The 13,469-nt window shown below is 65.5% G+C and carries 15 protein-coding genes; 8 read left to right on the forward strand and 7 right to left on the reverse strand.

Features of this window, described 5'->3' with window-relative positions:
- The first annotated feature begins 2 nt into the window (after positions 1–2).
- Both EN862_RS13795 and EN862_RS13800 read left to right on the forward strand, forming a co-directional pair.
- On the forward strand, positions 3–851 hold the full coding sequence (locus EN862_RS13795) for a phosphatidylserine decarboxylase (protein WP_281035849.1): 849 nt from the start codon (positions 3–5) through the stop codon (positions 849–851).
- Positions 852–926: 75 nt separating this feature from the next.
- Complete coding sequence (locus EN862_RS13800; RefSeq protein WP_245519624.1) at positions 927–1,670, forward strand: phosphatidylcholine/phosphatidylserine synthase; 744 nt, start codon at positions 927–929, stop codon at positions 1,668–1,670.
- Positions 1,671–1,776: 106 nt separating this feature from the next.
- Here EN862_RS13800 and EN862_RS13805 read toward each other — a convergent pair whose 3' ends face one another.
- Complete coding sequence (locus tag EN862_RS13805; RefSeq protein ID WP_127864886.1) at positions 1,777–3,999, reverse strand: AMP-binding protein; 2,223 nt, start codon at positions 3,997–3,999, stop codon at positions 1,777–1,779.
- Positions 4,000–4,168: 169 nt separating this feature from the next.
- Between EN862_RS13805 and EN862_RS13810 the strand changes: the two genes are divergently transcribed.
- Positions 4,169–4,654: an antitoxin Xre/MbcA/ParS toxin-binding domain-containing protein gene (locus tag EN862_RS13810; RefSeq protein ID WP_127864887.1), complete on the forward strand. Its 486-nt coding sequence runs from the start codon at positions 4,169–4,171 to the stop codon at positions 4,652–4,654.
- Positions 4,651–5,157 carry an RES domain-containing protein gene (locus EN862_RS13815; protein ID WP_127864888.1) on the forward strand — a complete coding sequence of 169 codons (507 nt, stop codon included), beginning with the start codon at positions 4,651–4,653 and terminating at the stop codon, positions 5,155–5,157. The genes EN862_RS13810 and EN862_RS13815 overlap by 4 nt, the downstream gene beginning before the upstream one ends.
- A 36-nt stretch (positions 5,158–5,193) precedes the next feature.
- Here the strand turns inward: EN862_RS13815 and EN862_RS13820 are convergent, their stop codons facing one another.
- The gene (locus EN862_RS13820; RefSeq protein ID WP_127864889.1) at positions 5,194–5,601 is read right to left on the reverse strand and encodes a 4-oxalocrotonate tautomerase family protein; all 408 of its coding nucleotides are present in this window, start codon (positions 5,599–5,601) and stop codon (positions 5,194–5,196) included.
- Positions 5,602–5,710: 109 nt separating this feature from the next.
- Between EN862_RS13820 and EN862_RS13825 the strand changes: the two genes are divergently transcribed.
- Complete coding sequence (locus EN862_RS13825) at positions 5,711–6,562, forward strand: LysR substrate-binding domain-containing protein (RefSeq protein WP_127864890.1); 852 nt, start codon at positions 5,711–5,713, stop codon at positions 6,560–6,562.
- 153 nt (positions 6,563–6,715) lie between these two features.
- On the opposite strand, the gene EN862_RS13830 is transcribed toward EN862_RS13825, so the two are convergent.
- On the reverse strand, positions 6,716–7,633 hold the full coding sequence (locus tag EN862_RS13830) for a DMT family transporter (RefSeq protein WP_245519572.1): 918 nt from the start codon (positions 7,631–7,633) through the stop codon (positions 6,716–6,718).
- 40 nt (positions 7,634–7,673) lie between these two features.
- The gene (locus tag EN862_RS13835; protein WP_127864891.1) at positions 7,674–8,552 is read right to left on the reverse strand and encodes a DMT family transporter; all 879 of its coding nucleotides are present in this window, start codon (positions 8,550–8,552) and stop codon (positions 7,674–7,676) included.
- Between the two features lie 168 nt (positions 8,553–8,720).
- Between EN862_RS13835 and EN862_RS13840 the strand changes: the two genes are divergently transcribed.
- Positions 8,721–9,131 carry a hypothetical protein gene (locus tag EN862_RS13840; RefSeq protein ID WP_193771564.1) on the forward strand — a complete coding sequence of 137 codons (411 nt, stop codon included), beginning with the start codon at positions 8,721–8,723 and terminating at the stop codon, positions 9,129–9,131.
- Positions 9,132–9,385: 254 nt separating this feature from the next.
- Entirely contained in the window at positions 9,386–9,817 is a 432-nt protein-coding gene (locus EN862_RS13845; RefSeq protein ID WP_189401781.1) for a nuclear transport factor 2 family protein, read from the forward strand.
- A gap of 38 nt (positions 9,818–9,855) precedes the next feature.
- On the opposite strand, the gene EN862_RS13850 is transcribed toward EN862_RS13845, so the two are convergent.
- Positions 9,856–11,355 (reverse strand): peptidase S10, encoded by a 1,500-nt coding sequence (locus EN862_RS13850; protein WP_127864894.1) that lies wholly within the window; start codon positions 11,353–11,355, stop codon positions 9,856–9,858.
- 260 nt (positions 11,356–11,615) lie between these two features.
- Here EN862_RS13850 and EN862_RS13855 point away from each other — a divergent pair, with 260 nt between their 5' ends.
- A complete protein-coding gene (locus EN862_RS13855) occupies positions 11,616–12,122 on the forward strand; it encodes an OsmC family protein (protein ID WP_127864895.1) in 507 nt (168 codons plus the stop codon).
- Between the two features lie 202 nt (positions 12,123–12,324).
- On the opposite strand, the gene EN862_RS13860 is transcribed toward EN862_RS13855, so the two are convergent.
- Positions 12,325–12,549 carry a hypothetical protein gene (locus EN862_RS13860; protein WP_127864896.1) on the reverse strand — a complete coding sequence of 75 codons (225 nt, stop codon included), beginning with the start codon at positions 12,547–12,549 and terminating at the stop codon, positions 12,325–12,327.
- A 168-nt stretch (positions 12,550–12,717) separates the two neighbouring features.
- Entirely contained in the window at positions 12,718–13,461 is a 744-nt protein-coding gene (locus EN862_RS13865; RefSeq protein WP_127864897.1) for an SDR family NAD(P)-dependent oxidoreductase, read from the reverse strand.
- Positions 13,462–13,469: the final 8 nt, after the last annotated feature.

The raw sequence follows: 13,469 nt of genomic DNA on the forward strand, positions 1-13,469 counted from the left end.
GGATGAGATGGCCGGGTTCCTACAGTCTTGTTCAAAGTCGCGGCCATCATCGCCGTGCCCGCTCCCCCAACTCTCCGCCCATTGTTGCGTTGCGGGGAGGGGGGCTTTCCGCTATTGAGGCGCAACCTGAAACAGGGACCGTCCCCAGCCCTATGACGCTTCTCGACTCGGTCAAGAATACGTTCGTTCCGATCCATCGCGAAGGCTATCCCTTCATCGCCGCCTTCGCCGCTGCGACGCTGTTTCTCGGCTATTTCTCCTCGGTCCTGTTCTGGATCGGGCTGATCCTCACCGCCTGGTGCGTCTATTTCTACCGCGATCCCGAGCGGGTCACGCCGGTCGACGACCGGCTGGTGGTGAGTCCGGCCGATGGTGTGATCTCGGCGGTCGGCCCGGCCGTGCCGCCGAGCGAGCTTGGCCTGGGCTCCGGCGAGATGACCCGCATTTCCGTGTTCATGAATGTCTTTTCCTGCCACATCAACCGCGCTCCGGTGCGTGGGCGGATCACGCGCATCGAGCACAAGCCGGGCAAATTCCTCAATGCCGAGCTCGACAAGGCAAGTGCCGAGAACGAGCGCAATGGCCTGGTCATCGACAGCCCCAACGGCACGATTGCCGCCGTCCAGATCGCCGGCCTTGTGGCGCGGCGCATCGTCTGCTGGGCCGAGGCCGGCGGCACGATCGCCATCGGCGAGCGTTTCGGCTTGATCCGCTTCGGCTCGCGCGTCGACGTCTTCCTGCCGTCGGGCGCCGTGCCGCGCGTCGCGGTCGGCCAGACAGCGGTTGGCGGCGAGACCGTGCTTGCCGAATTCGGCGGCACGGCGGTCACGCCCCTGGTCAGGGTGTCCTGAGCGTTGGGCGCGCCCTTCAAAAAATTCGAGGCCCATGCCAGCGGCGGTCCGCGCATCCGCGAGATCCCGATGCGCATGGTGCTGCCCAATCTGGTCACGGTGCTTGCCATCTGCGCCGGCCTGTCCGGCATCCGCTTCGCCTTCGAGAACCGCTTCGAGATCGCGGTGGTCATGGTTCTGCTTGCCGCCTTCCTCGACGGCATCGACGGGCGGCTGGCGCGCATGCTGAAGGCCACCTCGAAATTCGGCGCGCAGATGGATTCGCTGGCCGATATCGTCAATTTCGGCGTGGCGCCGGCGCTGGTGCTCTATGCCTTCCTGCTCGATCGCGCGGGGTCGCCGGGCTGGATCGCCGCGCTTCTGTTCACCATCGCCTGCGGCATGCGGCTCGCCCGCTTCAACGTGCTGGCCGACGATACCGACCAGCCGGCTTGGCAGAGCGAATATTTCGTCGGCGTGCCGGCCCCGGCCGGCGCGGTGCTGGTCATGCTGCCGCTCTATCTCTATTTCCTGCGGCTCGGGCTGGAGCCATCCAGGCCGGCTGCCTTCATCGCCACCGGCTTCACGGTACTGGTCGCATTTCTGCTGGTCAGCCGCCTGCCGGTCTATTCGGGCAAAAGCGTCAAGGTGCCGGGCGACAGGGTGCTGCCGGTCATCCTGGCGGTGGTGCTCTATATCCTGCTGCTGATGACCTATCCCTGGTACACGCTGACGGCTTCGGTCGCGGGATATCTGCTCTTCCTGCCGTTCTCGGTGCGCGCCTATTCGAAGCGGGCCATGCGCGAGGGCGAGAAGGTGCCGCCTTCGGATATCGGGTGAGCGCGCGCTAGAGCGGTTCGCCGTTTCACGGAAACGGCGAACCGCTCTATCTCATTGTTTACGCAATTCCGGACGGAAAACTGCTCACACTTTTCCTGGCATTGCTCTAGGCCGCCACACCCAGCCCCAGCCGATCGATCGCCAGCTTGCGGGCCGAGACGTAATCCGTCTTGCCCGAGCCCAGCACCGGGATCTCTTCCACCTTGATGATGTCATTGGGCACCATCAACTCAGCGGCGCCGGCCTTCTTGCCGAACTGCCGCAGTTCCTCGGCATTGGCGTCGTCGGCGGTGGTGACCAGCACGATGCGTTCGCCGCGCCTTTTGTCGGGCACGGCCACCGCCGCGTGGCGCTCTTCCGGCCACAGCGACTGCACCAGCATCTCGACGGCGCCCAGCGACACCATCTCGCCGGCGATCTTGGCGAAGCGCTTCGCCCGGCCGCGTATGGTGATGAAGCCCTCGCGGTCGATCGAGACGATGTCGCCGGTGTCGTGCCAGCCCTCCAGCGGCTGCAATTCGCCGGGGCGGTCGGCGCTCATGTAGCCCATCATCATGTTCGGCCCGTCGAGCCACAGCCGGCCGCCCTCGGTGATGCCTTCGACAGGCTCCAGCTTCAGGCGGATGGCCGGCAGCGGCCGGCCGACCGTGCCGTCGCGGCTGTGGATGGCGGTGTTCACCGCCACCACGGGCGCGGCCTCGGTCAGCCCGAAACCTTCGACGATCGAGGCCTCGAAGCGGTCGCGGTAGGTGCGTCGCGTCTCCGGCTTCACCGCCTCGGCGCCGGCCACGACGAAGCGTAGGCTGGAGAAGTCGCCGTCCTTGGCGGTGCGGGCATAGTTAGCCAGGAACGTGTCGGTGCCGAACATCACGGTCGGCTTCACCTTGCGGGCGATCTCGGGGATGATCTTGTAGTGCAGCGGCGAGGGGTAGAGGAACAGCTTTACGCCCAGCACCAGCGGCAGGATGGTGCCGCCGGTGAGCCCGAAGGAATGGAAAGCCGGCAGTACGTTGAGCAGGATGTCGGCCGGCGAGACGGAAACGCGCGCCTCGGCCTGCATGACATTGGCAAGCAGGCTGCGGTTCGACAGCACCACCGCCTTCGGCGTGCCTTCCGAGCCGGAGGTGAACAGGATGACAGCGGGCTTCGAGGCTTGCTGCCGCTGCAGCGGAAAGCGCCACAAAAGCGCGGCGGCGACCTTGTCCAGCGCCGTCACGCCGGCGCGCACGTCTTCCAGCCACAGCATCTTCGCGCCGCCCGCCTCGACCGCGGCAATGATGTCGTCGATGCCGGCTTTTTCGACGAAAGCGCGGGAGGACACCACGGTGCGGATGACGGCAGTGCGGATCGCCGCGGTCACGCTCGCCGGGCCGGCGGTGTAGTTGATCATCGCCGCAACCCTGGCCGCCGACATCAGGCCGACGAAGGTGAGCACCACGCCATTGGCGTTGGGCAGGAGCACGCCGACCGCTTCGCCTGGCGCCGTCACCGCCTCGAAACGGCGTCCGAGCACGCGCGCGCCGATGAACAGCTTGCGGTAGCTGAGCGAACCCGAAATCACGTCCTCGATGATCGGATGCGACGGACCGACGCGATCGGCGGCGTCGCGCATGGCGAGGAACAGGCCGCGGTCGAGATTGGCGCCGTAGAGCCGCGCCTCGGCGAACCGGTCGAACAGCGCGTTGGTGTTGGAGGCCATGTCGGGATTGCGCGCCACCAGCTCGGCGACGGTCATCGGCTCCAGCACGCTCACCGAAAGCCGCGGGAACCAGTGGCGGGGCGCTTTCTCCTTCGGCGTCAGCGACACCGGCAGGTCGCGCGTGCCGGCAACAAAGATCGGCACGATGCGGGCATCGGCCTGCATGGCGATGCGGGTGATGGCGCGAAACAGCCGGAAGGATTTGACGTCCGGCTCGACATTGTCCGGCAGGTAGACGGCGAGCCGTCCCTTGCCCTTCAGCACGCGCACCAGCCGCCGGCTGACGAAGACATGCTCGGCATTGAAGGCGATGGTGCGGGCAAGCTCGCGCCAAGGCTCCAGCCAGGGCGAGCGCGCCGAAGCCTCGTCCAGAATATGCAGCGTGTCGTCGGGAAGCAGCGACAGCATCAGCGCCGGCTCGATGCGCGACTGGTGCGAGACCACGTAGATGACCGGTGTCTTGGCGCTGCGGGCGATGCGGATGCGGTTGTCTGCGATGCGGTAGGCGAGCTTGAACGGCACATAGAGCAGCGCCTGGGTGAAACGCAGGTCGAGCCGGAACCTTTCGATCACGGCGATAAGCAGCCAGGCAAAGACAAGGCCCGCCAGCAGCGCCAGGGTCAGGATCATGCCGCTCTCCCAGTCTCCTCCAGGACGCGGCTCTTGAGCGGCCGCTTTGGTGGCAGAGGGTAGCGGAAGCGCGGGCAAGGTCAATGCGGAGTGATGCACTACTTCGATCGCCACTTGAAACATCGTGACAAGTGTCGTAAATAATATGACACGTGACGGAGACGTGAACATGGCCAGTTTCCCGGCGGGGTTCGCCGAAGCACCACACATGGAGCCGGAGTTCGAACGGCTGGTCGATCTGTTCGGCGGGCCGAAGGTTCTTGGATCCTCGGTATCCAGCCCGCTCGAGGCCCATGAAATGATCCTGCACGGAATTCCAAGCCAGGCCCTGGAAAGCCTTGTCAGGCAACTGACCGTCATCGAAGCGGATGCCTTCGAGGCTGCATTCGGCATGAGCGAGCGGACATTTCAGCGGCACAAATCGGATCACTCCAGGACGCTCAACCGCGAGCAGGGCTCGAGGACCTGGAATTTCGCCAGGGTTCTCACCAAGGCCACGTCTGTTCTTGGCACTCAAGAAGCGGCCGAAAAATGGATGATCGAGCCCGCCATGGGCTTGGACAACCGGCGACCGATCGACCTCTTGGCCACGGCGGCGGGCACTATGCTTGTGCAGGAATTCCTCGAACGGCTTGACTATGGTGTCTACGCGTGACGCCTTTGCCGGGTTATCTGGGGACGGGAGAAGTCCTCGGCTGGAGACTTGACCACAAACGCTTCCAGGCAAGCTGGGACAGCGGCGAGGGAGCCTTCAAACTCGGAGGAAGGTGGAACAGCAAAGGGGTAAGGGCTGTCTATGCATCCATAGACCCCTCGACCGCCATTCTCGAGGTGGCCGTACACAAGGGATTCCGGACGCTCGATACTGTCCGCCACGTGCTGACGGCATTCGAGATCGCCGATCCTTCGAAAATTCATGTCTTGGAAATCGGCGATATCCCAAACGCGAACTGGCTTCGGCCAGGCATTCCAAGCGCAGGGCAGCAGCAATTTGGCGACGGTCTGCTGGCGGACCACCCCTTGTTCCTGATTCCGAGCGCGGTGTCCCAGCATAGCTGGAACCTGGTGTTCGATCCCGGCCGGGCGAGCGGTCTCTACAAGCCGCACCTGCAGGAGGATTTCGCGCTGGATACAAGACTTCATCCTCCCGCGGGATAGCGTGCCGTCCAGGCGGGAGGAGCGAGCACAACACCCTCATGCCGCCTTCAGCCTCCCGCTGATGAACCGGAACTCCTGGCTCTTGCCGCCGTAGCCATAGGCGGCCGCCGGGACCTCATGCACGAAGGCATAGCTTTCCTCATGCACGCCGCCGAGCAGCCGCCCGAAAGCCTCAAAGATCGCCTTCAGATAGGCCTCCAACTCGAGCTTGGTGTTGGTGCCGTCGACGACCTTGATATCCAGCCAGAACGTCTTGGTCCCGTGCTCGGCCAGCGACCTGCCGCCGGCGAACCAGTGCTGCGGATCAATGTAGTTGACCGCGATCGCGGTGATCGTCGGGTCCTTGCGCAGCAGCTTCGCGGTGATGTCGGTGACCTCCCTGGCGATCGCGGCGGACAGCTTGGCGTCAGGCTTGCTGGTGACGCTGATGTTGATGATCGGCATTTTTCTCTCCTTGGGTTGGGCGCTTCGCCTTCGATGAGAGGATCATGTCACCGGCATGTATTCAATAAAATCGAATTGTTTTTGATGGATACTTCGATATCATCGAAGTATGGAAATGCTCGATCCCGACCTGCTGAAAACCTTCCTCGCCTTCGTCGATGGCGGCTCGCTGGCCAAGGCCGCCTCCGCTGTCGGCCGCACGCCATCGGCGGTGACCGCGCAGATGCAGCGGCTCGAAGAAATCGTCGGCGAGCCGCTGCTCATCCCGCAGGGCAGGGGGCGCGGGCTGACGCCGGCCGGCGAGGATCTTGTCGGCCATGCCCGGCGCATCCTTGCCGTGCACACCGAGGCGTGGCTGGCGCTGAAAGGCGCGCGCGCCGGCGGCCGCATCGCCATCGGCACGACGCAGGATTTCGCCGACCACGGCCTGCCTGATCTTCTGAGGGCCTTCGCGGCCAGCCATCCGCGCGTCCGGATCGAGCTGCGCGTCGGCCGCTCCCTGGAGCTCGGCTCGGCGCTGCAGGCGGGCCAGCTCGACCTCGCGATCACCATGCGCCATGCCCCGTCGCCGGATGAAACGGCCGTGATCAGCGAGCAGATGCTGTGGCTCTGCTCCGAAAAAGGCCTGGCGGCTCGGTCCGAAGCCGTGCCGCTGGCGCTGCTCGATCCCTATTGCGGCTTCCGCGAGGCGGCGCTCAACGCGCTCGACGCTGCCGGCCGCCGCTATCGCATCGCCGCCGGCAGCGCCAGCCTTGCCGGCCTGCGCAGCGCGGTCAATGCCGGCATCGCGCTGACGCCGCGCACCCGGCGTTTTGCCCATTCCGGCATCGTGGAAGCGCCCGCCGATGTCGACCTGCCGCCTTTGCCGATGGCCGACTTCGCCATCCGGCTCAGCCGCCAGGCTCCGCGCCCGGCGCGAGATCTGGTGGAACTGCTCGGCGACGGCCTGACCCTGCCGTGATGATCGGCCAGGAAGTCCCCAAAGAAAAAGCCGACCTTTTTGCGGGTCGGCTTCTAGTCGGACGGGTCGAGGGGTTTGGGGGGACTTGGGGGTGACCCGTCGATCTAACAATGCCTGAGCCGGATGATGGTTCCGCGATTGGCAAAATATTTTTTACGAGGGTGCCGATTTCGCCTTCAGCCAGTCGCGTCCGGCATGGGCAAAGACCGCGCAAAGCACGATGGCGCCGCCGATGACGCTGGCCATGGGCGGGGTTTCGCCGAGGAAGACCAGGGCAAACAGGATGGCGAACGGCACTTCCGCCGAGCCCAGCAGGCCGGATTCGGCCGCCGGAATGAGCCGCGAGCCTTCCGTCCACAGGATCGAGGCCAGGGCGAATGAGCAGCCGAAGGTGGCAAGTAGCACCACGTCGCGCGTCGAGACGGCCAGCGGATCGGTGACGAACCAGCCGAGCACGAAGAGCAGGAAGGCCGAGACCGCGCCCGCCCAGACAACCGGCGAGTCGCGGAAGGCGCGCACCATGATCATGTAAAGCGCGCTGCCGGCAGTCATCAAAAGCGCCAGGCCGTCGCCGAACAGATGGCCGCTGCCGAGGCCGCCGCCAACCATGATGGCGACGCCGCACAGCGACACGGCCGCTGCCAGCATCGTCTGCAGCCGGAATTTCTCCCGCACCAGAAGGAAGGCAAGCAGTGCGGCGATGAAGGGCGATGTCGCGTAGATGACCGCGACATTGGCGACATAGGTGTATTTGAAGGCCGAGATGAAGGCGACGCTGGCGGCGGCACCCTCGACCGCCAGCAGCCAACCGCGCCAGCCCAATCTGAGGCTCTCGCGCCCGCCCGAGCGGCGCCGGCGCCACAGCACATAGAGCGTGATCAGGATCGAGCCGAAAAAACCGCGCCAGCAGGTGATGGTCAGCGGATCGGCATGGATCGACTTGGTCAGCACGCCGGTAAGCGCGAAGGCGATGGCCGATGCCGACACCAGGATGATGCCGAGCGTGCGCTCGGCCGCTGCGTCGGCGGCGCCAAGCGTGAGCTTCTGCGGCATATCGAGCGTGTCCGTCATGGCGCCAGCCTACCTGGTTGCTCCTGACAGCCTTCTGTCATCAGGCCTGCTCCCGCTTGCGGAAATGCTCGTTGCCGACGATGAGCAAGCCGGCGCCGACGATCAGCGCCGCGCCCATGAACACCTCCGTGCGCGGCACGTCGCCCCAGATGGCGAAGCCCAGCGCGAAGGCCCACACCAGCGAGGTGTATTCGAACGGCGCCACGATCGATACCGGCGCGCGTTTCATGCCTTCGAACAGCACATATTGCGCCACCCCGCCGAGAGCCCCGACGCTGATAAGCAGCAGGAGCTGCGGCCCGTCGGGCATGCGCCACCAGATCAGCGCCGGTACTGCCGAGAAGAGCAGGAAATAGAAATTGTTGAGCACGAGCTGGATCATGGTGCGCTCCTGCATGGCGGTCTTGCGCATGAGCACGACGGCTATGCCCCACAAAACCGCGGCGGCTAGCACCAGAAGCACCGGCACGGAAAGGCCGAGCCGCGTCGGATCGCAGGCGATGAAGACACCGACGAAACCGATGAACACCGCGGTCCAGCGCAACAGCGGCACCGTCTCGCCCAGGATCAGCACCGACAGCACGGTGACGATGATCGGCGCGGCATAATAGATGGTCGTGAGCTCGGCGAGCTGCAGCGAGCGGGCGGCGTTGTAGTAGCAAAGCCAGGCGCTGCGCACCAGCATCGGCTTGACGATTGGCGAATCGATCGTATCGGCGAACAGCCGCTTCCCGCCGATCGCGCCGCAGGCGAGCAGCACGGTGATGGAACGCACGAACATGATCTGCCAGACCGTCATGCCGGCGACCAGAAGCTTGATCGAGGCGTCCTGCGCCGAAAACAGGAAATAGGCGGCAGCCGTGAACAGGATGCCGGCCAGCACCCTTTCGCGGCTATCGAGGACGACGACTTCGGCCATGGTATCGATCTGCTTGCCCGGAGGTGGCCCGTCCGACCGGCACCACATCCGCAGCTATACGAGTGAAAACAAGGGCAGCGCTGCGCCAGCAGGGCGCTTGCGTTGGCGCAGGGATGGCAATCCCTGCATCGGATGATAGCGTGGCGAAGGCTGGGGGAGGGGCATCGGGTGAAAGCAGTCTTTGTAGCGGGCGCAATACTGATCGCGAGCGCGGATATCTCCGGCGCCGAAACCGTTTACCGCTACGAGCATGGTCCTTCGGCGATGTGCGGTATCCACGGTGGCGGCACGGCGGATTTTCTCAGGCAGGTGCGGGCGAGCCTCCGTCAAGCTCCGGCATCAGACCGCTTCGACCTATTCGTCGGTGATGACGGCGTGACGCAATGGGTTTTTACAAAGCCGTCCGAGAAGGCCTATCCCGCGGTCACCTGCCGGTGGCTGGACAAGGACTCGCAAGGCCATTGGATCATAAAACGGAAAATCCGCTGCCAGGCTGATCGCGCCGCCTGTGACCGCTTGGCCGGCGAATTTGCGACCCTCGACGACCAGCTGCGACGCTCGCTGACCGACAAGAAGTAAGGTGTTCGCATGACCTACGACCGTGCTTGGCTCGAACAAGCCGTACGCTCCAAATCACGGCCGCGCGCCAAGCTACGGGCGAAAGCAGGGGCTGCGCTGCTCGAGAGGCAGCGAGCATGTTCGGAGCCTTGCAATGCTGGACGGCAATAGCCCGATCAGGTAATTTTGAGGCTCGCGGATTGATCGGCGTGGCTTGCACCGGCAGTAGACCACGGAGAGCGCCAATGCCTGCGTTGCACAAGTCCGGAAGTGCGATGACGGACGTGATCGATCGACTGGTCACCGCGATGAATGCGCATGATCTCGACGCCGTCACCGCTCTCATCCACGAGAACTATCGGAGCACACAGCCGGCGCACCCGGGCAGAGCCTTCGTCGGGCGGGACCAGATGCGGGCCAACTGGGAGGCCATGTTCGCGGGAATACCTGACTTCCACGCGGCGGTCACGCGCTCGGTCCAGGACGGCGACACGACCTGGATCGAATGGCATTGGTCGGGTACTCGCTCCGACGGGCAGCCCTTCGAGGTGCGCGGGGTCGCGCTGTTCGAAATTGTCGACGGTCAGATTGTGGCCGGGCGACTATATCTGGAGGACGTCGAGCTGCAGCCTGCCAGCATCGAAGACGCCGTTGAAGCCCTGTCGGGGCACCGTCCGCCAACGGCCAGCGGTAGTGGCGGTTCCTGACCTCACCATCGCGCCGCAGCAGGGACCGCCGGTAGCGCTCACTGCGTCGCCTGATAAAGCTCCGATGCCGCGTCCTTCAACGTACGGCGCCCGTCCGGCCGCAGATACATCATGTGGCCGCCTTCGACGACGTCGAGCCGGATCGGCTTGGCGTCGGACAGCGAAGGAAGCTGGTTCACAAGATAGCGCGAGGCGAGATAGGGCGTGACGAGGTCGGTGTAGCCGTTGACGATGACGACGCCGAGCGCCGGGTTGAGCGAGCGCGCCCGCTGCAGGTCGTTCATCACGCCGGCATAGCCCTGGCCCGAGGTGCCGTAGTCCCAGTTGCGGGTGACCTCGCCATTGAGCAGCCGGTAGCTGACATCGGTGCGGTAGTTGAGCTCGTCGCGGGCATAGGCGACAAAAGCGGAAGTCAGAGCCGGAACGCTGCGGTCGAGCACCGGATCGGGGCCGGCGTCGCGCGGGCTTTGCGGGGCGATGTCGGCGGTGCCGATGGTGGCGTCATAGGGGCTGAGCACCTTGCCGGTGGCGCGTTGGAATTCCTTGGCGAAAAGGCCTGTCGGGATGCGGGCGAAATTGCGCTGGACGAGATCGAGCGGCAGGCCAGCGAGCTCCGAAACGCGTCCGCTTGCCAGCTTGCCGCCTTGCTCCAGTCCGCTGTTCAACGCCGTCAGGTAGTCGCCGAGCGCGTAGTGCTCGACCTCGGCCAGCCTGTCGCGCAGCGCGTCGCCGCTCACGCCATCGCCCTTTAGGCGGGTCGCCGCCAGCGACGGCAGCTCCAGCGCCCAGTGCAACTGGTCGAACTGGTCGGGCCGCACCAGCATGAATTCCAGCGCCGGCGAGATCAGCACGATGCCGCTGGGGCTCAGGCCCACATCCTCCTGCAGCGTGCGGGCAAGCAGCGCCGCACGAAAGCCGCCATAGCTCTCGCCGGCGAGGAACAGCGGCGATCCGGTGCGGCCGTTCTGTGCCAGATAGAGCCGGATGAAGGCCCCGACCGAGCTGGCGTCGGCATCGACGCTCCAGAACTCTTTGCCCTCGTGCCCAGGCGCCTCCCGGCTGTAGCCGGTGCCGACCGGATCGACGAAGACGAGATCGCTCATGTCGAGCCAGCTGTCGGGATTGTCGATGAGCTTTTGCGGCGGTGGCCGGAACTCGCCGTCGGCTGCGGTCTCGACGATGCGCGGCCCGATCGCGCCGAGATGCAGATAGGCAGACGCCGCGCCCGGCCCGCCGTTGAACACGAAAGTGATCGGCCGGTCCTTCGCCGGGGCGGGCGACTGCTGCGTGTAGGCGACATAGAAGATCTCGGCCGTGACGTCGCCCTTGCCCGACAGGAGCGACAGCGTGCCGGCCTTGGCCTGGTAGTCCAGCTTGCGTCCGCCAAGCGTGATCGAATGCTCGGTCACCTGCGGCGGCGGCAACAGCGACAGCACGCCGCCGGTCGGCGCGGGGCGTTCGGCTGTCTCGGCGGCGAGGGCTGGCTGAGCGAAGGCGGCGAGCGCCAGGACGATGAGGGGGACGAGTTTGGATCGCATGAGGGCTCCGCTTGAATGGCATCCGCAAAGGTATGGCTGGGGCGAGGGAAGTCAAAGGGGCGTCTCAAAACCTGGGTTCCTCGCCCCCGCCAAAGGCGGGGGAGAGGTGTCCGCGAAGCGGACGGAGAGGGGGCCTTCGTATGGCGCTCCCCCTCTCCGTCTCGGCTTCGCCGAGCCACCTCTCCCCCATTTCATGGGGGCGAGGAACCCAAGCTGAATTATGTGCTATCAACCACAAAGACGTACGGGAGGACAACCCAATGGACGCCACCGCACTCAAGGCCCTGCAGGCGCCGCTGAAGGAAGCCTATCGCGATAATGCCGCCAAGGCGCTGGTCACGCTGAGAGCGCGCGGCACGCTCGACGACCAGTCGATCGCCTGCAAGGTGGAGACGGGCAGGGCGCTCGCCGTCGCCGGGCTTCATCCGGCCACCGGCGGTTCGGGCCTTGAGCTATGCTCTGGCGACATGCTGCTGGAGGCGCTGGTCGCTTGCGCGGGCGTGACGCTGAAAGCGGTGGCGACGGCGCTGGAGTTCAAGCTCGGCAACGCCACCCTCGAGGCAGAGGGCGACCTCGATTTTCGCGGCACGCTCGGCGTCGCCCGTGATGCGCCGGTCGGCTTTCGCGAGATAAGGCTCAAATTCGATCTCGACACGGACGAGCCGCGGGAGCGCATCGATTCGCTGATGAAGCTCACCGAGCGCTACTGCGTGGTGTTTCAGACGATCAACAACAAGCCGGCGCTGAGCGTGAGCGCGGGGCGGTGACACAGCCAATCTCCCCCCTCGTGGGGGAGATGCCCGGCAGGGCAGAGGGGGGCGCTGTCCCGCCGACGTTTCGAAGTTTGGCCAGGCGAAATCTACGAAATTTCGAAGCTTCGGCTGAAGCAAAGCAAAAGGCTGGCGTTCCTTGGCGCCCCCCTCTGGCCTGCCGGCCACGAGGGGGGAGATTAGCAGCTTCAGTGCTCCGCTACTGCGCCGACGGCGTCTCCGCATCGCCTTCATCGGTGAACGGCGAGGCGCTCGGCACGCATTGCACGGCCCAGCCCTGCGGCGTCGGCTGCTTCTGATATTCGGTGATGGCGTTGGAGCACTGCTCGCGGGTGTCGAAGGTGCTGGGCAGCACCACCATGCCGCCTTGCGGGCCGGCGATCACCAGATACCAGACCAACGCTACGCTGGGGGTGGCAGCCATGGGAATTCCTCGCTTTGCTTGAATGTCGGAGTCGGACCGATCCTAGCAACTCCCTTGGAGCGGCGAAAGCAGGGCGGCGGAACACGCTTCCGCAGCACCGTTCACAGACCCGTGAAGAGGGCTTTCGCCAGGCGGGCTCAGTCGGCCGCGACGCGTTTTGAACCCGAATTATTCCGGCTGCCGGTAGGCGACGAAGCGGTTGTGCTTGGCCTGGAAGATCAGGCCCGTCTCCTTCAGCTCCGGGCTTGCCAGCGGCACGATGCGCCTGGCGATCTCGGAGGGGTGCGGCAGCGTCTCCGGATCCTCGCCGGGCATGGCCTGCGCGCGCATCGCCGTGCGGGTCGCGCCCGGATCTGCGGCGTTCACCCTCAGCGGCAGGCTCTCGGTCTCATGCGCCCAGGAGCGCATCATCGTTTCGACCGCCGCCTTGGACGCCGCGTAGGGCGCCCAGAAGGCGCGCGCCGAATGCGCCGCGTTGGAGGTCATGATGATGGCGCGGCCGGCGTCGGAGAGCCGCAGCAGCGGATCGACCGAACGGATCAGCCGCCAGGTCGAGGTGACGTTGACGGTCATCACCTTGTCGAAGGTCTTGGCCTCGACATGGCCGATCGGCGAGATGACGCCGAGCACGCCGGCATTGGCGACGAGGATGTCGAGCTTGCCCCAGCGTTCGTGGATGGCGCCGCCGAGACGGTCGATGCCCGGCATGTCGGTCAGGTCGAGCGGCACCAGCGTCGCCTGTCCGCGGCCATCGGCCTTGATCTGGTCGTCGAGCTCTTCCAACCCGCCCACCGTGCGCGCCACCGCGATCACATGCGCGCCGGCCGCCGCCAGTTCCCTGGCGATGAAATAGCCGATGCCGCGCGAGGCGCCGGTTACGACCGCCACGCGGCCGGAAAGGTCGAGAGTCATTCAGGAAT

The sequence above is a fragment of the Mesorhizobium sp. M2E.F.Ca.ET.219.01.1.1 genome, from assembly GCF_004016445.2.
GTDB lineage: Bacteria > Pseudomonadota > Alphaproteobacteria > Rhizobiales > Rhizobiaceae > Mesorhizobium.

Coding starts and splice junctions, on each gene's coding strand:
- EN862_RS13800 (WP_245519624.1), top strand. CDS start 927: ATGGTGCTGCCCAATCTGGTCACGGTGCTTGCCATCTGCGCCGGCCTG.
- EN862_RS13795 (WP_281035849.1), top strand. CDS start 3: ATGAGATGGCCGGGTTCCTACAGTCTTGTTCAAAGTCGCGGCCATCAT.
- EN862_RS13865 (WP_127864897.1), bottom strand. CDS start 13,461: ATGACTCTCGACCTTTCCGGCCGCGTGGCGGTCGTAACCGGCGCCTCG.
- EN862_RS13860 (WP_127864896.1), bottom strand. CDS start 12,549: ATGGCTGCCACCCCCAGCGTAGCGTTGGTCTGGTATCTGGTGATCGCC.
- EN862_RS13805 (WP_127864886.1), bottom strand. CDS start 3,999: ATGATCCTGACCCTGGCGCTGCTGGCGGGCCTTGTCTTTGCCTGGCTG.
- EN862_RS13820 (WP_127864889.1), bottom strand. CDS start 5,601: ATGCCGATCATCAACATCAGCGTCACCAGCAAGCCTGACGCCAAGCTG.
- EN862_RS13850 (WP_127864894.1), bottom strand. CDS start 11,355: ATGCGATCCAAACTCGTCCCCCTCATCGTCCTGGCGCTCGCCGCCTTC.
- EN862_RS13855 (WP_127864895.1), top strand. CDS start 11,616: ATGGACGCCACCGCACTCAAGGCCCTGCAGGCGCCGCTGAAGGAAGCC.
- EN862_RS13830 (WP_245519572.1), bottom strand. CDS start 7,633: ATGACGGACACGCTCGATATGCCGCAGAAGCTCACGCTTGGCGCCGCC.
- EN862_RS13845 (WP_189401781.1), top strand. CDS start 9,386: ATGACGGACGTGATCGATCGACTGGTCACCGCGATGAATGCGCATGAT.
- EN862_RS13810 (WP_127864887.1), top strand. CDS start 4,169: ATGGCCAGTTTCCCGGCGGGGTTCGCCGAAGCACCACACATGGAGCCG.
- EN862_RS13835 (WP_127864891.1), bottom strand. CDS start 8,552: ATGGCCGAAGTCGTCGTCCTCGATAGCCGCGAAAGGGTGCTGGCCGGC.
- EN862_RS13825 (WP_127864890.1), top strand. CDS start 5,711: ATGGAAATGCTCGATCCCGACCTGCTGAAAACCTTCCTCGCCTTCGTC.